Source organism: Clostridium bornimense (assembly GCF_018917145.1).
Lineage (GTDB): Bacteria > Bacillota > Clostridia > Clostridiales > Clostridiaceae > Clostridium_AN > Clostridium_AN bornimense_A.
Genome location: NZ_JAHLOD010000006.1, coordinates 38,556 through 56,400 on the forward strand (window position 1 = coordinate 38,556; position 17,845 = coordinate 56,400).

Annotated in this window: 20 protein-coding genes; 2 read left to right on the forward strand and 18 right to left on the reverse strand. The window is 27.4% G+C overall.

The annotated features are described in order from the left end of the window. Window positions 1–68: 68 nt before the first annotated feature. The 17 genes from KQI30_RS03385 to KQI30_RS03465 form a co-directional block, all read right to left on the reverse strand. Window positions 69–677 (reverse strand): hypothetical protein, encoded by a 609-nt coding sequence (locus tag KQI30_RS03385; protein WP_216461785.1) that lies wholly within the window; start codon window positions 675–677, stop codon window positions 69–71. Window positions 678–808: 131 nt separating this feature from the next. Beyond that, window positions 809–2,113 carry an FHA domain-containing protein gene (locus KQI30_RS03390; RefSeq protein WP_216461786.1) on the reverse strand — a complete coding sequence of 435 codons (1,305 nt, stop codon included), beginning with the start codon at window positions 2,111–2,113 and terminating at the stop codon, window positions 809–811. An 11-nt stretch (window positions 2,114–2,124) separates the two neighbouring features. Next, the gene (locus KQI30_RS03395) at window positions 2,125–2,925 is read right to left on the reverse strand and encodes a PP2C family protein-serine/threonine phosphatase (RefSeq protein ID WP_216461787.1); all 801 of its coding nucleotides are present in this window, start codon (window positions 2,923–2,925) and stop codon (window positions 2,125–2,127) included. A gap of 229 nt (window positions 2,926–3,154) precedes the next feature. Beyond that, window positions 3,155–3,943, reverse strand: a complete 789-nt coding sequence (locus KQI30_RS03400) for a hypothetical protein (RefSeq protein ID WP_216461788.1) — start codon at window positions 3,941–3,943, stop codon at window positions 3,155–3,157. Continuing rightward, entirely contained in the window at window positions 3,927–4,223 is a 297-nt protein-coding gene (locus KQI30_RS03405; RefSeq protein ID WP_216461789.1) for a WXG100 family type VII secretion target, read from the reverse strand. The genes KQI30_RS03400 and KQI30_RS03405 overlap by 17 nt, the downstream gene beginning before the upstream one ends. Window positions 4,224–4,228: 5 nt before the next feature. Then, complete coding sequence (locus tag KQI30_RS03410) at window positions 4,229–5,482, reverse strand: tetratricopeptide repeat protein (RefSeq protein ID WP_216461790.1); 1,254 nt, start codon at window positions 5,480–5,482, stop codon at window positions 4,229–4,231. 41 nt (window positions 5,483–5,523) lie between these two features. Beyond that, complete coding sequence (locus KQI30_RS03415; protein WP_216461791.1) at window positions 5,524–5,811, reverse strand: hypothetical protein; 288 nt, start codon at window positions 5,809–5,811, stop codon at window positions 5,524–5,526. 18 nt (window positions 5,812–5,829) lie between these two features. Beyond that, a complete protein-coding gene (locus KQI30_RS03420) occupies window positions 5,830–6,126 on the reverse strand; it encodes a WXG100 family type VII secretion target (RefSeq protein ID WP_216461792.1) in 297 nt (98 codons plus the stop codon). Window positions 6,127–6,496: 370 nt separating this feature from the next. After that, window positions 6,497–7,684: a [FeFe] hydrogenase H-cluster maturation GTPase HydF gene (hydF, locus tag KQI30_RS03425; RefSeq protein ID WP_216461793.1), complete on the reverse strand. Its 1,188-nt coding sequence runs from the start codon at window positions 7,682–7,684 to the stop codon at window positions 6,497–6,499. A gap of 12 nt (window positions 7,685–7,696) precedes the next feature. Then, window positions 7,697–8,755, reverse strand: coding sequence for a [FeFe] hydrogenase H-cluster radical SAM maturase HydE (gene hydE / locus KQI30_RS03430; RefSeq protein ID WP_216461795.1), 1,059 nt, complete (start codon window positions 8,753–8,755; stop codon window positions 7,697–7,699). An 82-nt stretch (window positions 8,756–8,837) separates the two neighbouring features. Continuing rightward, complete coding sequence (locus KQI30_RS03435; protein ID WP_216461796.1) at window positions 8,838–9,398, reverse strand: DUF3867 domain-containing protein; 561 nt, start codon at window positions 9,396–9,398, stop codon at window positions 8,838–8,840. Between the two features lie 164 nt (window positions 9,399–9,562). Next, entirely contained in the window at window positions 9,563–10,117 is a 555-nt protein-coding gene (locus KQI30_RS03440; RefSeq protein WP_216461797.1) for an ANTAR domain-containing response regulator, read from the reverse strand. An 18-nt stretch (window positions 10,118–10,135) separates the two neighbouring features. Then, the gene (glnA, locus tag KQI30_RS03445; protein WP_216461798.1) at window positions 10,136–11,467 is read right to left on the reverse strand and encodes a type I glutamate--ammonia ligase; all 1,332 of its coding nucleotides are present in this window, start codon (window positions 11,465–11,467) and stop codon (window positions 10,136–10,138) included. Window positions 11,468–11,597: 130 nt separating this feature from the next. Continuing rightward, on the reverse strand, window positions 11,598–11,954 hold the full coding sequence (locus tag KQI30_RS03450) for a P-II family nitrogen regulator (protein ID WP_216461799.1): 357 nt from the start codon (window positions 11,952–11,954) through the stop codon (window positions 11,598–11,600). A 35-nt stretch (window positions 11,955–11,989) separates the two neighbouring features. Beyond that, the gene (locus tag KQI30_RS03455) at window positions 11,990–13,213 is read right to left on the reverse strand and encodes an ammonium transporter (RefSeq protein ID WP_216461851.1); all 1,224 of its coding nucleotides are present in this window, start codon (window positions 13,211–13,213) and stop codon (window positions 11,990–11,992) included. Window positions 13,214–13,451: 238 nt separating this feature from the next. Continuing rightward, window positions 13,452–13,808 carry a hypothetical protein gene (locus KQI30_RS03460; RefSeq protein ID WP_216461800.1) on the reverse strand — a complete coding sequence of 119 codons (357 nt, stop codon included), beginning with the start codon at window positions 13,806–13,808 and terminating at the stop codon, window positions 13,452–13,454. A gap of 1 nt (window position 13,809) precedes the next feature. Further along, a complete protein-coding gene (locus KQI30_RS03465) occupies window positions 13,810–14,172 on the reverse strand; it encodes a YtxH domain-containing protein (protein WP_216461801.1) in 363 nt (120 codons plus the stop codon). Window positions 14,173–14,334: 162 nt separating this feature from the next. Here KQI30_RS03465 and KQI30_RS03470 point away from each other — a divergent pair, with 162 nt between their 5' ends. Continuing rightward, a complete protein-coding gene (locus tag KQI30_RS03470; RefSeq protein WP_216461804.1) occupies window positions 14,335–14,892 on the forward strand; it encodes a hypothetical protein in 558 nt (185 codons plus the stop codon). 366 nt (window positions 14,893–15,258) lie between these two features. On the opposite strand, the gene KQI30_RS03475 is transcribed toward KQI30_RS03470, so the two are convergent. Next, window positions 15,259–16,977, reverse strand: coding sequence for an alpha-glycosidase (locus KQI30_RS03475; protein ID WP_216461806.1), 1,719 nt, complete (start codon window positions 16,975–16,977; stop codon window positions 15,259–15,261). Between the two features lie 130 nt (window positions 16,978–17,107). On the opposite strand from KQI30_RS03475, the gene KQI30_RS03480 reads away from it, so the two are divergent. Further along, window positions 17,108–17,779 (forward strand): helix-turn-helix transcriptional regulator, encoded by a 672-nt coding sequence (locus tag KQI30_RS03480; protein WP_216461808.1) that lies wholly within the window; start codon window positions 17,108–17,110, stop codon window positions 17,777–17,779. The last annotated feature ends 66 nt before the right edge of the window (window positions 17,780–17,845 follow it).

Below are 17,845 nucleotides of genomic sequence, written 5' to 3' on the forward strand. Positions count from 1 at the left end.
CGAATAAAAGGGACTATCGCTAACAAATTTTTATTCGTAAATGCGATAGCCCCATTTTCTCAACTGCATCAATCATTGCAGCTACATTTTTCTGAATGATTATGTAATTTTTCTATTATCTTATCATATTGTTCTTGAGTTATAACTCCTTTTTTCACCAAATCCTCTAGTGCCTTTCTTCCTTTCAATGTCTTTTTTATTTCTTTACATTGCTTTTTATCTATAACTCCATCTTTTACTAATTGATTCAATGATAACTCTACTTTTGCTTTCATATTTTCTTTAAGATACTTCTTTAAATCTTTTCCCTTTTCTTTAGATAAAATTTTGCACTCAACTAAGTCATCACATAAATCTTTCTTTTTATTTACTTCAATTTTTTTATCACATTTTCCATTTATATATTTAATAATCTTGTCATATTCTTCTGTAGTTATTATTTTATCCTTCATTGCGCCTTCCAAAGCAGATTTTATATCACCTTTATGTCTTTCTTTATCATCATTACAATGATTTCTTGAGTTGTCCTTATCTACAACTTCATTAGACTTTTCAGTAATTGATATAGATTTTTCATTATTTATTTCCTCCGCTAAAGCAACAACAGAAGCTGATGATACTATAAAACCAGTAACTATACCTGTTAAAATCTTAGCCTTTAATGAATTTCTTTTCACGTTATTTCCTCCTCTTTATCATAAACAGTTCTTAACGTTTCTATTTTTCCCTAAAAGCTAATATTTATGTGCATACCAAATATAAATAACCTATAGTACAATATAAAATTTTCAATGTATTTTCTATATTATTATCTTATTTCAAATTTTCCATCAACATTAGCTAACTTTATACTATCTCCGTCATTAATACGATACTTCTTATTACTTTTTAATCTTACACCATTTAAAAATGTTCCATTTTTAGACTTTAAGTCAACTATATAATAATTATCTCCATCTTTAATTATTTCACAATGAATTTTCCCTATAGCTTTACTTTCTGTAATTAAATCAACTTCACCTATCATTCGTCCAATTTTAAAACTTCTTTTATTTACTACTACTCTTTCACTTATACCACCTTGATTTAATGTTATATAGCCACACTTAAATTTTTGTGATGAATTATTATTTAGTAAAACAGTATTGTTACTTATATCAACTTCTCTAATTTCATCTTTACCTTTTGCTTTTACCACCATCGGATCTCCTTTTACCCCAAATGATGTTATTATAATTAGCATATCCACAAATATTAAAATGTAAACCAAGAATTGTATATATGTTTTATCAAAAAAATCTGTTATATAAATTAATGACATAATTAATGACATAACTATTTGAGACATAATAATATTCTTTATATTGATTCTTTTTTCTTCCACTTTTTCTTCTTCGTTAACTGTATCATCTTCTAATTTTTTTGCAAATGTACTACTCTCCGATTTCTTATTATATAAAGTATTCATCTTTTCTCTAACAGCTAAATTTGTAATTGTTTTAGCATTACTAAATTTACTTGTAATATTCTCTTCAACATTATCTGATAACAAATCATATAAGTCACTTATTGTAGAATCTTTATCTCTCGCTAGCTGAATTAATTTGTCACATTTACCTGTATAATCTTCAAAATCAACATCTACATACTCAACATACAAAGATTTAATAATTTCTTTTAATTTATCTTCTACAATTTCTTTTTCTCCCGTATAATTTATTGGTATATAAATAATCACCACTTCTTTTGTATCAGGATCAATATACATATCTTCAAAATCAAGAAATTCAATACCATTTTCTAATATCAACTCTTCATAACTATACAGAACTTTTACTATATTTTTTGCTATTAAAATAAATTCACCTTTAGTTATGTTTTTTCCTTTTAAATAGCTATCTAGTGATACTTTATTTCCTATATCATAACGTAATTTTATTTTTTCATTAAATTGACTTATACTCATTTTTAATGAACTATTATATACATTGTTTTCTATCATATTTATTTCATAATTTACTAATTCATATGTTGGTCCAATTAATGCTACAAAAAATCCTCTATTGCCATCTTTCTCAATGTATTTTTCTATATCTATTAACTGATTGTCCATCTTCTAACCCCTTATCTTCTTATTAATTTCATAATCCTTTTTAATATGGGATTCACATCTTTTTCTACATCCAGAACTATTGCTGATATATTATCCCTTTCACCTCTACTTTTAACAAGATCTATTGTTTCTTTTAAAGAAATTCCCCTATCTTCATAATTAAACAAATCACAAATTTCAATATCTTGTAATCTATTACTAAATCCATCACTACATAATATAAACTTATCTCCATCTTTTATAGAACCTATTTTGTTATATATTTCTATATCAGGTCTTATTCCTATACATTGAAGCAAAATATTTTTTTCTTTACTAACTTTGGACTCTTCTAAAGTCATTTCTCCTTTTTTTACTTTTAACGCAACTAAAGAATGATCCTCTGTCAATTGTTCCAAACCTTTTTTATATTTATAAATTCTTGAATCTCCTACATGTGCTATATAATATTTTCCTTTTACTATTAATAAAATTGATGCAGTAGATCCTAAATTTATATTATTTTCCTCACCATATATAGATATTTCATTATTGCAATAATATAAAATATCATTAATAGAATTAATTATTTCTGTATCATTAAGTGATGGTAATACTTTTATCTTATTGTTCCACCAGTGTTCGAATATACTCTTACATATGCCACTAGCTTTATCTCCCTTTTTTAATCCACCTAATCCATCAAAAATTGCAAAAATGCCATGATTTCCTTTAGGTCCTATTGCTAGCTTCACAATAATACTATCTTCATTTACTTTTTTAATTACTCCAACATCTGAAATAGCTCTAGCAGCTATTTTATATTTCTTCATTACATACTCCTTAGTCTTTCTATATAAAACTTTCTTTAATATCCATTTTTATAATTTACTTCTTATAAATATATTTTATGTATTTTTTCAACATTTTTCAAGCTTTTTCCTCTTTATTCGATAGTTCTATATAAAAAAACGAAACAAAAGATAGTAATCCTTGTGTTTCGATGCCTTTAACTATTCATTTTTTCTATAAAAGTACAATTTTATAATTCTTTTATTAAGTCTAATTCACTTTCTTTTCACAAAGAATATAAATACCTTCAAAAGTCTTTAAGATATATGCATCTCCTAAATCTATAACTTTACAAACTCTACTTTTTATACTTTCTATATCTCCTTCTTTTATCATAGACTTAATTTCTCTTGTTATTTTCATTTTATTTCTATATAAATTTAGTTTAGAAATCTCATTTTCAAAAATACTATCTTGATCCACCATATTTAGTATCTCTGACGGTTTATCACACTTACTTATGCTACAACTTCCATTACTGATTAATCCCAAAAAAGATGCAACTGAAGTTAATGATTTTAATGCTCTTCTTTCATCTCCCTTAATCCAATATAATAGTCCCTCAATTCCTTGTGACATATTAAAATCTCTTACATTAACTTCTTCATTATGATCTTCTACATACAATAACTTATCACTGCTATTCTTTTGAATATCTATCACATTATTTATATATATCTTACTTTTCTTTCGTATATCATTTGCTAACTGATTATCAACATCTGAAATATCCTGTATGTATTTTTTAAAATCTATAATGAAACTTCTTACTTTCTCCTCTTCTAAATTTAAACTGACTATTTTATTCTCTAAGCATTGATTTAAGTCTTCTATATCACCATAATTATCTTTTACATTTTTTAATATATATATTGCATTGTTGATACTTTTCTTTTCTTTCACTATATTATCTAATACAAACTCTAAATTTTTAGCTAGATTTCCACATTCACTATAGTTAATCTCTATTTTTCCCATACGATTACAGCCTATTGCCAATGGCTTCCCCCTGACTTTCTATATTTTCCATCTTATCAGCAACTTCTGTAAGAATATCTCTTAAAAAATCTATCTTTTGTATATGTTCACTCAATCCTTTTTCCCAATCTAAGTTCAACACATCGGAAAAGCTTTCCTTTGTCTTTACTTGCCAACTTTCTCCTCTCAACTCCTTTAAACTGTTATTTATTACTACTCGTGTATTTTCTAAAGTATCAATACTTTCTTTATACAAAGCCTCAACTTCTCTAAGCTTACAAGGATCTACTGAAAAATCCACTTATATCACCTCTCCAATATGCTATTTACAACCTCAATTATTTTTTTATCTTTTATTATTTCTCTTTTGTCCTTCATATCTTTTGCTAATATATTTAACTCTTTTACTTCTTCTACTGTAGTTATCTTCATGAGCCCTTCACTATAAGCGATTGCTTCATCATATTGTTCTAACTCTATCATTACCATTATCCTCAAAATCATTATTCTTATCTCGTACGGATTACTAATTAATAGTAATTTATACTTTTCATCAAGTTTCTCAAAGTATTTAGTACTTCTGTCATTATCTTGTTCCTTTATTGCATATCCTAATATATATATACCAAACCATACAAATTCATTATCACTATTCTTAACTTCATTTAAAAATTCTAGAAATCTCTCTGCCATAGTATAATTTTTCAACTTAATACTATACAATCCCACAAAATATAGTACTTCTGGATTTTCTTCATTGTATACACCATCTTCAATAAGTATTTTAATTGCTTCATCATAATCTTCGTTTAGCGCCATAATCTTTGCTTTAACTATAGAAAAGTCACTATAATATATATTATCTTTAGGTATCTTTTTTATAATTTCAATAGACTTATCATATTGTTTCATATACATATAATACTTAGTATAATCAAGAATAATAATAGTATCTTCACCCAATACTGCCAATGCACGTCTTAAAATATTCAGAGCCTCTTCATCTCTCTTCATATTCATTAAAAACGTAAATAGAAGATGATATCCATCATATTCATCTCCATTATACTTAATCATTTTTCTTAATTCTTCTTCGCATTCCTTATATCTATTAGTTTTTAGATATATTATATATTTTCTATACCTAGAACTAATAAAACTCTTATCTTTCCTTAAACTTCGATTATAATAATCAAGTGCATCTCCCAATTTATTTTGATCTTCATATATTAGCCCTTTATAATAGAATATATATTCACTATTATATCCTTTTTCAATGGCTAAACTTAAATATTTAAAACATGTATTTATATCTTTTTTCTTTTGATATAAAGTTGCTATTTTAAAATAAACTACTGGGTCCAATTCACCTTTTTTTATTAATGATTTTAAGATGTATAAACTTTCATCATACTTTTTCATATATTCATATACATTAGATATCTTTAAAAACACCTCTTTAGTGGGCTGATATTCACTTATTTCTTGCAAGGTTTCCAATGCTAAATCATATTTATTAAATTGAATAAACAAATCTACTATTTCCATTTTTTCATCCATAATAACCACCATTACCTATACTTTTTATTTCTTCAATTTTATTACTTAGGCATCTTGTTAACACTACCACTATTTATTTCAAATTCATTATTTAATATATTTTCTAACACTCTTTGTACTTTCTCTAAATCATTACTTAAATCAGTATTAATTTTATCAATACCTTTCTCTAAGCGACTTATATTAGAAAAATCCATTCCATTTAATAAATTTTCTTTAGCCTTTTCTTTATATTGATGCACCTCTCTATTAAAACTTAACGCATTATCAATATGATGCTTGCTTTCACTTATAGATTCTTTGAAACAAATATTATCTATAGTGCTCACTATAATAACTCACCACCTTTACTCTCTTACCATACTACTATCACTGCTATAATTATTATTTAAAAATTCACTTCTAATATTATTTAAATTATTAATCAAAATATATAATCCATCTATATAATCATTAAAAGACTTTCTAATTAGCTCACTATTTTCAAAATATGCATCGCTACTTTTTCCTTTCCATGACATTCTTAAAGTTTCATCACCTTCATTAAGCTTAGTTCTTACCCCTTCCATCTCTAAAATAACATTGTTAATAGAAGCAATAGCTTCTTCAAACTTATTAAAATTTGCTACTACTAGATTGCTCATCTTTTTCATCCTTTAACATATTTTTATATTTATAAATATATAAATTTTCAATTTAACTCTCTACATATGTTATATTAATTACAACGGTTTTTTCTAATAGATTTATGATTCTTATTTTAGAACTTTTTACCTTATAATTATACATCATATTACATTTTTCTTATGCTCTTTTATGTCGAAGATATACTTTTTATCATATATAAATTTTTTCACTCTTTGTTCTATATCTTAAAGTTCATTAAAAATAGTAGAGAAATACTAAATCATTTTTAATATAAATAAAAAATACCTATATGAATTAATGACCATATAGGTATTTAAATACTAATCTAAATATTCTAAAAAAATTGTATGTATTTTTAAATTTATTTTATTTAAAAATATCTATAGCTCTATCTAATATTCCTGTCAAATAGGCTAAAATTAATCCATAATTAGTTATAGGTATATTTTCTTTGTTGCACCTCTTAATTCTATTTAATATAGTTTTCCTATTTATCATACAACCACCACAATGTATTATAAGATCATATTCTTTTATCGTCTCTGGAAAATCATGAAAAATACTTATATCATAATGTAGTTTCTCTCCTACATACTTATCAAGTAATGTTGGTATTTTAACTCTACCTATGTCTTCATGAGATATATTATGAGTACAACTTTCACAGATTAAAATCTTTGAATTTTTATTAAGATTTTTTATTGCTTTTACTCCTTCCATATATGACTTTATATCCCCTTTTTGTTTTGCAAATAGTATTGAAAAACTTGTTAACTTCACTTCTTTCGGTATTATATTACTTACTTTTTTAAAAGCTTGAGAATCTGTAATAACCAAATCAACTTTTTTCAAATCTTGAATTGCCCCTTCTAATTCACTATCTCTTACAATATAACTCTTTATTCCATTATCTAATGCATCCCTTATACATTGTACCTGTGGCAATATAAGTCTTCCCTTTGGTGCTTCTGAATCAACTGGTACTACCATTATTATAGTTCCTCCTTCTGGAACTAATCCTCCTAATAAAGATACTTCTTCTTCACCCTCGCTTATCTTTGTTATAATATCATCTTTTAACTTATCTATTCCTTCTCCAGAATACGTAGATATTAATTTTGATTCTTTATATTTATCTATAATAGTATTTTTTTTATAACTATCAACGGTATCAATCTTATTTATCACTAATATATAAGGGATATCTAAATCATTAAACTTTCTTTTCATTTTGTCATACTGTATAAAATCCATATCATTTATATCCATGACATAAATGGCTATATCAGTTCTTTTTAAAATCTCTAAAGTTCTTTTCTCACGCATTTTCCCTAAGCTGCTATTATCTCCAAGTCCTGCTGTATCTATAAATAAAACAGATCCTACTGGAATCATTTCAGAAGCTTTTGACACTGGATCTGTAGTGGTACCCTCCTTTTCAGAAACCAATGAAATATTTTGACCCAGTATAGCATTTATCAGCGATGACTTTCCCGCATTAGTTTTTCCATAAATTACAATATGTTTTCTATTAGCATTTGGTGTTTTTTCCATTATTCTTCCCCCTTAACGCCTTATCCAATTCAAACTATCTCCTCGCCCTAAATCTATCTCAAAGCCTATACTATTTATTCTTTTTTCTATACAGCATCTACACTCTGCTGCCTCATCACCTGTACATATTTTATTATTATACAAAGAGTATTTATCTCTAACACTTATAGGTGATAGATTAGGCATAACTACATTAGCACCTGCTTTTATTCCCATCTCTCTCCCCTTATTACTTATAGTTCCTAATGCTGTAGTAGCTGGTAAAAGCACATCTGGTAGTAGTAATCTTATAATCGCTAACATAGTTATAACATCCTTTAATTCCCCTTGTTTCTCCAATTTAAACGGTGTATCTTTATGAGGTATAAAAGGACCTATTCCACACATATGTGGCCTTAACTCTTTTAAAAACAATAAATCCTCTACAAGATCTTCCTTTGTCTGACCTGGAAGTCCTATCATAAAGCCAGCTCCTATCTGATATCCAATCTCTTTTAAATTCCACAAACACTTAATTCTGTTATCATAATCTCCATCAGGATGTAACTTTTCGTACAACCTTCTAGATGCTGTCTCATGTCTTAACAAGTATCTATCTGCTCCGGCTTCATACATCTTTTTATAAGACTCATAACTTCTTTCTCCTATTGATAGAGTAATTGCATCATTAGGATATATAGTTTTAATAGCTCTTATTATTTCTATCATTTTCTCGTCATTAAAGTAAGGATCTTCTCCACCTTGTAGGAGATAAGTACTATACCCCAACTCCTTTCCAGTTTTAACACACTTAATTATTTCTTCTTTTGTTAATCTATATCTTTCTAAGTTTTTATTTGAAGCTCTAATTCCGCAATACCTACATTTTTTTTTGCAATAATTAGTAAATTCAATAAGTCCTCTTATATATACTTTATTCCCATAACGTTCTTTTCTTGTCCTATCAGCAGCTTCCACTAATATCTCTTTATCTTCATCTTTCATTTCATATAATAAATAAATAAGTTCATCTTTACTTAAGTTATTATATTTGTATAACTTTTTAATTTCTTCCCGTACCCCGCTTCTCATTTCCCCTCCAAATAAATATATAAATTAAAGAGGCTGTTGTACAAAATACTTTTATACTACAGACTCTTTTCAATATTAATTATTAATACTCATATGTTTTTACATTTTCAAATATAGATACATTAATTTTATTATCTGAATAAAGTTTTTTATATGAACATATAAATTCATTTAATTCATTATCATACAAATTTACTTTTCCTTCTGATTTTATTATCATTTCTGTATCCTTTAATAAAATATCTAAATTATTCTTTTCATTAGATATCTTATATGTAGTATATGTAGCATTACTTATTCCTGCTTTATATTTCTCTGTAAATCCTAAATTTTTTCTTGCCATCTCATAATCAAAGTCATTATCCAAAGATGGCAAATCAACTCCCATAGTTTTAAGTTGATTTCTTATATCTTCACTATCTATTCCATATCTTGATAACATTTCATTTTGAATATTTAAAAATTTCTCTTGTGATATATTATTATTTACCATATACTCATTAATCTTGCTATATAAGTCTGACATTGTAATAGATCCTTGTGATAAAGAATAATATAAATCATAAATATAGTTTTCAAATTGATTAACATCTTCATCTCTTGCTTTATTCTTTGCTTTATTAAAATCAATAATATCTGTCACTCTGAATTCTCCCCTTTCAATAAATACTTCTATGTATAGCTTACTAAATATCATAATCTTTATGCAATAGATTTATTATATATTTATAATTTATTAATTAAAAAGAGCTGCTACATTTTTCATGTAAACAGCTCCTTTACTATAAACTCTTTATACTCAAAACTTTAACTCTCTAAAATTTCATTAGCTACTACAACCATTTTTCTTCCTGTATCCATACTACACTTTTGTATATGTTTAAAAGCTTCTTGTTCTGTATATCCATTAATACTCATCAGTTTTCCTTTAGCTTTTTCAATCACTTTTCTATCTTCAATTGTATGTTCTAATTTTTCCACTTGTTCTTTAAGCTTTAATATTGTTCTTCTAGTTTGTAAAACTAAATCTACAGCATTCAATAATATAGTAGGTGTTATAGGGTTACTTATACAAAAAATATCCATATCTTCTTGTACATATGAACGATAAGGTTCATTTACAACAGCTAAAAAGCTACTAATCTCCATTAAAGAGTCATATATATCAATTATTGTCATGTCAGGTAATTTATAACCAAGTATGATTAAATCAGGACAATACTGATGGGCACACCTTATAAGTTCATTTCCCGAAATACATACAGCCAAAACATCATATCCACTATCGCTTAAGATTTTTTTAACCTTTTTGCTTGTTTCAACATTGCTTAATGCTACTATTACCCCTTTTTGAACACTCATAGCAACACCCCTGACATATTAATATTTCTTTAAATAATTATCAATTTCCCATTGGTGTACCATTGTTCTATAATTATCCCATTCAAATTCTTTAGCTTTTATATATTGATTAAATGTATGATTTCCTAAAACATTTTTAACAAGTTCATTTTCTTTCATACATTTCACAGCAGCTTCAAGACTTCCTGGTAAACTTTCAATACCTTTTTCTTTTCTTTCTTCTTCAGTCATTTCAAATATATTTTGCTCGATACTATCTGGTGGTACTAAACCATTTTTTATACCATCTAATCCAGCTGATAATAAACATGCAAGAACTAAATATGGGTTTGAACTTGGATCTGGACATCTAAGTTCTACTCTTGTACCAGCTCCTCTAGATGCAGGAACTCTTATAAGTGGGCTTCTATTTTTTCCTGACCATGCTATATAAACAGGAGCTTCATATCCTGGCACTAACCTCTTGTATGAATTAACTAAAGGATTAGTTATTGCTGCCATACCTTTGATATTTTTCATAATTCCAGCAATAAAACTATATGCTGTTTTACTTAACCCATTAGGATCATTTTCATCGACAAAAGCATTTTTGCCATCTTTGTTCAATGACATATTCACATGCATCCCTGAGCCGTTTATTCCAAATACAGGTTTTGGCATAAATGTAGCATGTAACCCATGTCTTTGAGCTATTGTCTTAACTACTAATTTAAAAGTCATTATATTATCAGCAGTAATTAAAGCATCATCATATTTAAAATCTATTTCATTTTGACCTTCTGCAACTTCATGATGAGATGCCTCAATATCAAATCCCATTTCCTCTAATACAAGTGTCATATCTCTTCTTGCATTTTCCCCCATATCAGTAGGCCCTAAATCAAAATAACCAGCTTCATCTTGTGGTTCTAAAGTTGGATTTCCATTTTCATCTGTCTTAAATAAGAAAAATTCACACTCTGGTCCTACATTCATTGTATAACCAAGCTCTTCTGCTTCTTTTAAAACCTTTTTAAGAATATTTCTAGGATCCCCTTCAAAAGGAGTTCCATCTGGTCTATAAATATCACAAATTAATCTTGCAACTTTACCTTGTTGTGGTCTCCATGGAAATATTTGAAAGCTATCTAAGTCTGGTCTTAAATACATATCAGATTCTTCAATTCTTACAAAGCCTTCAATGGATGATCCATCAAACATACATTGATTGTTTAAAGCTTTTTCTAATTGACTATTAGTTATTGCTATATTTTTTAATACTCCAAAAATATCTGTAAATTGCAATCTTATAAATTTAACACCATTTTCTTCAACTAATCTTAATATATCTTCTTTACTATATTTTGACATACTCACTAAGCCCCCTTAAATTATAATAAAAAGGCGTCAATATACATTTAACTATTGACTCCTCTTTTTATTTCTATATTACTATGATTATAACTAAAAACAATTTTTTATTCAATAACTCTTCAATTTATTATTTATCTTGTAGTGCTGCTATACCAGATTCACCGGTTCTGATCTTTATTACATTTGAAACATCATATATGAATATCTTACCATCACCGATTTTACCAGTTCTTAATACTTTTTGAGCTACTTCAACAACCTTTTCCACCGGTACTTCTGAAACAACAATTTCGATCTTCAATTTAGGTATTAATTTTGTTTCCATCGGTACACCTCTGTAGTATTGTGTATCACCTTTTTGTATACCACAACCTAATACTTGAGTTACTGTCATACCAGTAACACCTATCTTTCCTAATTCTTCTTTAAGCTCTTCAAAATTATTTTTTCTGGTAACTATATCAATTTTTGTTATCTTGTCCATATTATCCACCTCTTTGCAATTTCCTCACAATAAAATTATATATTAATATCAGAACTTACGAAATCTGCATAACTACTTTCAAGACCGTGTTCTTCAATATCAAGACCTCTTATTTCTTCTTCCCTACTAACTCTTAATCCTATTGTAGCTTTTATTGTTTTAAATAGAACAAGTGCTGTACAAATTGACCATGCTGCTACTGTAATAACTCCTAATAGTTGAACTAAAAAATACTTAAATCCACCACCATAGAATAATCCGCCTTTTGTTGCAAATAATCCTACAGCTAATGTTCCCCAAACACCACATAAGCAATGCACTCCAATAGCTCCAACTGGATCATCAACTTTTAATACTTTATCAACAAATTCAATACCAAATACTACTACAAAACCTGCAATAACACCTATTATAATTGCACCTGGAATTGATACTGCATCACAACCTGCTGTTATTCCAACTAATCCTGCAAGTACACCATTTAATGTCATACTTACATCAGGTTTTTTATAACGAACCCATGTAATAAACATTGTTGAAACAGCTGCTGCTGATGCTGCTAGGGCAGTAGTCATTATAACAAGAGCATTTAACTTTGTATTTGTAGCACTTAATGATGAACCTGGGTTAAAACCGAACCATCCCATAAATAAGATAAATACTCCTAGTGCTCCTAATGTTAAACTATGTCCTGGTATTGCATTTGGCTTTCCATCTTTTCCATATTTACCTATTCTAGGTCCTAGAATTGATGCTCCTATTAATGAACACCATCCACCAACGGAATGAACTGCTGTTGATCCTGCAAAATCATGGAATCCTAATTGTGCAAGCCATCCGCCTCCCCAGATCCAGTGACCTGATATTGGATAAATAACTGCACTAATTACAAAACTATAAATAAGATATGCACTAAACTTAGTTCTTTCAGCCATAGCACCTGATACTATAGTAGCTGATGTTGCACAGAACACAACTTGGAAAAACATAAATGCATTAGGTTCTATTCCATTTCCTACATCTCCTCCACCTAAAAACATTGATGTTCCTATAAGTCCATGAAATGAATGTCCAAACATAAGACCAAATCCAAGAATCCAATAAATTATTGATCCCAAAGCAAAATCCATAAGATTTTTCATTATTATATTTCCTGCATTTTTTGCTCTAGTAAAACCTGTTTCTACCATAGCAAAACCCGCTTGCATCCAAAATACTAATATACCTCCAAGTACAACCCATAAGGTATCTAATGTCATTTTTAAATCAAAGTCCACAAATAAAACCCCCTATAAATAAAATGTTATGAGTTCTTATTCCAATAATATCTCTGCAGAAAATATATATATAGAAAAATAAAAAAGGTCAAAAAAACTCTTTCGAATTTTTTTGACCTCATTGTCAACAAGTATTTTTTACTATATAAACATTATATTTACACTTTAATACATTGTCAATAGTTTTTTGTAATATAATTATATATACTAATAAACTTCACTACTTTTTGTCCTTATTAAAAAACATTTTACTAATTATACCTACTACTTCTTTAACAAAATCTATTTGTGAAGTAAAGTTTTCTTTAGCTACAATTAAATCTGCTGTAGTCTCTGTAACCGCAGCTGAAACATCTTTCAACTCTCCTGAAATTTCTACTACATTTTCAGTAATAGTTGGTAACCCTTCTAGAGTAGAATCTATGTTTTCTTTATTTTTATTGATGATAGCGCCAATGTTAGAAACTACTTTTATTAGTTTCACTGCAAGAATTATTAATAAAATTAATAATGCTATACCTAATAAAGATAATATTGTTCCAAATACAAAATAAACAGCTGAAAGGTCTATGTACATTCTATTCTACATCCTTTCTTTCTTCACTTTCTACATTATTTTCTTCTAAAAGTGTAGTTTCATTTTGTACTTCATCTTTTTTTGAGAAAGTTTTCTTTAAATTTTCTTTGCTACTATTAATCTTATCTCCAAAAGAACCTTTAGTTTCTTTCACTTTTTCACTTACACTATTTGCAACTTGTTTAGACTTTTCGCCTATAACTTTTCTAGTATCTTTTCCACTCTTTGGTGCAAATAATAAAGCACCAATTGCTCCAGCAGTTGCACCAAGAATAACTCCTGTAGTAGCTATCTTAGTGTTTTTAACTTTTTCTTTCTTAGCTTTTTCTTTTCTTTTTTGTTCTAATAAATCTGATAACTTCATTATACTTTCTTCCCCCTAAAAATCAGTTTTATATTAATTTTCGTATATTATATCATAGTTTGTCTACTTTTATAATATATTTTACTATTCTATTTTAATTTTTTTTATTTTTATAGTATAATTAGAACTAGTTAACAATATTTAAGGAGTATTACAAAACTTATGAATAATAGATACATATACTTAGTTTTTTCAAAAACAGGAACTTGGCTATCTAAAATAATACAATTTATAACACAAGATAAATATATACATGTATCATTAAGTTTAGATAGCTCCCTGAAAAAAATGTATTCTTTTGGAAGAACAAATCCTAATAACCCTTTTTGTGGAGGATTTGTAGTAGAAGATCTATATTCTGGCGTATATAAAAAATTTAAAAATAGTACATGCCTTATATATAGAATTCCTATAACAGAAAAACAATACCAATTGTTAGTTAACGAGCTTAATAATTTTATATTAAATAAAAATAAGTATCGCTATAACTTTATTGGATTATTTTTTGTTCTTATAAATAAATCTTTCACTCGTAAGAATTTTTACTTTTGCTCTCAATTTGTATCATCAATTCTTATGAAATCATCTATTTACTCTAGTAATAAAAAAGCTGAATTTCATAAACCACTTGATTTATTATCTATAGATAATAAAGAATTTATCTACGAAGGTCTTATAAGAAACTATGATTCTAGCACTAAATATATTAATGTTATATAGTTAAAAAAGGAGATGTCGCATTAACAAATGAAAAATTGTTAGCGATACCTCCTTTTATTATTACACAAGACAGGTTAATTTCAGTGCACAGTTGTTGTTTTTATAAATCATAGATTCTTAGTTCACGCTATATGAAGGTGCAACCTTCATTAGTTCCCCGTAATGGTTCTATATCAAATGTAAATATCTTAATGAAACTAATCTACTCTATACACAAAATTGTTCCACTTAGAATCTTATAAATTCCCAAAAAGAAATTTCATCCACACCTGTGACTTGTGCACTCATACTTGTACCATGCATTTCTATTTTGTGAAAAAACTGCCGCACTCTCTCTGACTTCATTGTGCGACAGCCCCTTTTTCTTTAGTTTACCTTTAATATTTTTACTTCCATTGATTTTAAAGTGACTTCTCCATCAATAATTAATGATTTATTATTTAATAAATCTTGCACTTTACCTATAAGAGGTAACTTAATTGTTTCTTCAGTTTTGTTGTTATTAAATATTGCAATACAGATATCATCATTATATCTTCTTGAGAAAGCAATAACATTATCCTCACAATAAATTTCTTTATAATCTCCATAAACTAAAACTTTATTTTCTTTTCTTAGTTTTATAAACTTCTTATAATAATCCAACATTTCTAAATTTTGCTCTTCTTTGTTCCATACCATGCATTTTCTATTTTGTGGATCATCACCACCATCCATACCTACTTCATCTCCATAATAAATGTATGGTATACCTAAGTATGTGAATTGGAATGCTACTGCTAATTTCATAGCTTCAATATCATTACCTGCTTCTGTAAGAAATCTCTTTGTATCATGACTATCTATAAGATTCCACATTTGTTTTGTAATAGAATCCATATAAAGCATTCTGTTTAATCCCAATATGTTAGAAAATTCATTAACATTAATGTATCTATGTCCAAAGAAATCTCCTACAGCATTTTTAAATGGATAATTCATAATACCATCTAATTGATCTCCTTTTAAGAATGAATTAGCTTCATGCATTATTTCTCCAATTATAACAGCATCACTATTTACACTCTTTATTCTCTTTTTAAAATCTCTCCAAAAATCATGACCTATTTCATCACAAACATCTAATCTCCATCCGTCAATTCCTATTTCCTTTATCCAATACTCCCCTACATTTAATAAGTATTCTCTTAATTCACTGTTATTTGTATTAAGCTTAGGCATGTTGGAGTGATTTGGTCCAAATGTATAATAGTTAATTTTTTCTTTGCTTACAGGAAAACTATCTATAAAGTACCAATCCTTATATTTTGATTCTTCTTGATTTTCTAAAACATCTTGGAATGCAAAGAAGTCATCTCCAGAATGATTAAATACTGCATCTAAAACTATCTTCATTCCCTTTTCATGACACTTTTCTACTAATTCTTTCGCTACTTCTACTGTTCCAAATTGTGGATCTATATTAAAGTAATCTGATGTATTATATTTATGAGCTGTATTTGATTTAAATATAGGAGTTAAATATACTAAATTTACACCTAAATCTTGTAGATAGTCTAGTTTATCTATAACACCTCTAAGATCGCCACCAAACATTGTATTCAATGTAACCTTTCCGCCCCATGGCAATACCCCTTCTGGATTTATGCTAGGATCTCCATTGCAAAATCTATCTGGAAATATTTGATAAGCTATTGCTTCTTGAAGCCATGGAACTTCTTCATATAAATCCTCTTTGGCTATATATGGATATATGTAGCTATATGCTTCTATATTATCACTTTTTGCTCCTCTTTCATTTAAATATGTTATATTGTTATCTTTATCAACTAATTTGAAATAATACATATATCTATTTCTTTTTACAGATATATTTGCTTGAAAGTAATCAAATAATCCAGCTTCTGCAACAATTTTCATTTCTTTAATTTCAAACGGTAATTTCTCCATATATTTATCTTTATAATAAACTTCACATTTTTTAACTTCACCTTTAGCTGTTCTAACTCTTAATGTTAAAGTATCCATATCCTTAGCATAAGCATATGGTGCTTCTGTTGAATGATAAATTGCATATTTGTTCATGTTTAATCCCCCCAAATATTCTTTACACTTGTATTATAACAAATTAATTTGATTTTACTTGTATATAAATTATATAATATGTATATATTGAATATAATTTGAAATTTCTAAACTAACGGAGGAAATTGCCATGTATGAACATTTTAAGTCAGATGTCAGAATTTTTAGTAATGAAATATTATTTCTAATTGATTTAAAAGCTAAACCGCAAATTCTTGAAATAGCTATAGATAAACATAAGTCAGAGATTGCAGACCAACTTCCAATTGAAAATAAACGCACAGATTTACTAATTTGGAATGCTATATATACTAAAGAAATAATAAAACACGGGATATCAACTAAATATCTTCATCCCATTTATAATAACTTTTACGATCTTATACCAAAATTAAATACCTTAGAAGCCTTGCAAAAATTAGAACTTGACATGATCTCTACATATCTTGACTTACTAATAAATGATATAGAAGTTACAGATAACTTTGTAATTAATAGGATACTAAAACATCTACATCTAAATATAGAAAGTCAGATTTCATTAAAAAAGCTTTCTAAAGACCTCAATTTATCAGAAGGCTATATATCTCAATGTTTTAAAAAACATATGGGAATTACCGTAATGAAATATGCTAAAAAAATAAGAATAGAACGTGCTAAAGTTCTACTCTTAAGTACTAATGAAAGCATTTTAGATATTGGACTAGCTTTAGGATTTCATGATCAAAGCCACTTTTATAAAACATTTAAATCTTTTACTGGTATGTCTCCTTCTGACTATAGAAATAAAAATTACGGATAAAAACAAAAACTTTAGTATGTGCCTTATTCATTTGCACATACTGAAGTTAATACTATCTTTACAATA

Coding starts and splice junctions, on each gene's coding strand:
- KQI30_RS03390 (WP_216461786.1), bottom strand. CDS start 2,113: ATGGACAATCAGTTAATAGATATAGAAAAATACATTGAGAAAGATGGC.
- KQI30_RS03410 (WP_216461790.1), bottom strand. CDS start 5,482: ATGGATGAAAAAATGGAAATAGTAGATTTGTTTATTCAATTTAATAAA.
- hydE (WP_216461795.1), bottom strand. CDS start 8,755: ATGAGAAGCGGGGTACGGGAAGAAATTAAAAAGTTATACAAATATAAT.
- KQI30_RS03455 (WP_216461851.1), bottom strand. CDS start 13,213: ATGACATTAGATACCTTATGGGTTGTACTTGGAGGTATATTAGTATTT.
- KQI30_RS03465 (WP_216461801.1), bottom strand. CDS start 14,172: ATGAAGTTATCAGATTTATTAGAACAAAAAAGAAAAGAAAAAGCTAAG.
- glnA (WP_216461798.1), bottom strand. CDS start 11,467: ATGTCAAAATATAGTAAAGAAGATATATTAAGATTAGTTGAAGAAAAT.
- KQI30_RS03440 (WP_216461797.1), bottom strand. CDS start 10,117: ATGAGTGTTCAAAAAGGGGTAATAGTAGCATTAAGCAATGTTGAAACA.
- KQI30_RS03395 (WP_216461787.1), bottom strand. CDS start 2,925: ATGAAGAAATATAAAATAGCTGCTAGAGCTATTTCAGATGTTGGAGTA.
- KQI30_RS03475 (WP_216461806.1), bottom strand. CDS start 16,977: ATGAACAAATATGCAATTTATCATTCAACAGAAGCACCATATGCTTAT.
- KQI30_RS03460 (WP_216461800.1), bottom strand. CDS start 13,808: ATGTACATAGACCTTTCAGCTGTTTATTTTGTATTTGGAACAATATTA.
- KQI30_RS03470 (WP_216461804.1), top strand. CDS start 14,335: ATGAATAATAGATACATATACTTAGTTTTTTCAAAAACAGGAACTTGG.
- KQI30_RS03420 (WP_216461792.1), bottom strand. CDS start 6,126: ATGAGCAATCTAGTAGTAGCAAATTTTAATAAGTTTGAAGAAGCTATT.
- KQI30_RS03450 (WP_216461799.1), bottom strand. CDS start 11,954: ATGGACAAGATAACAAAAATTGATATAGTTACCAGAAAAAATAATTTT.
- hydF (WP_216461793.1), bottom strand. CDS start 7,684: ATGGAAAAAACACCAAATGCTAATAGAAAACATATTGTAATTTATGGA.
- KQI30_RS03480 (WP_216461808.1), top strand. CDS start 17,108: ATGTATGAACATTTTAAGTCAGATGTCAGAATTTTTAGTAATGAAATA.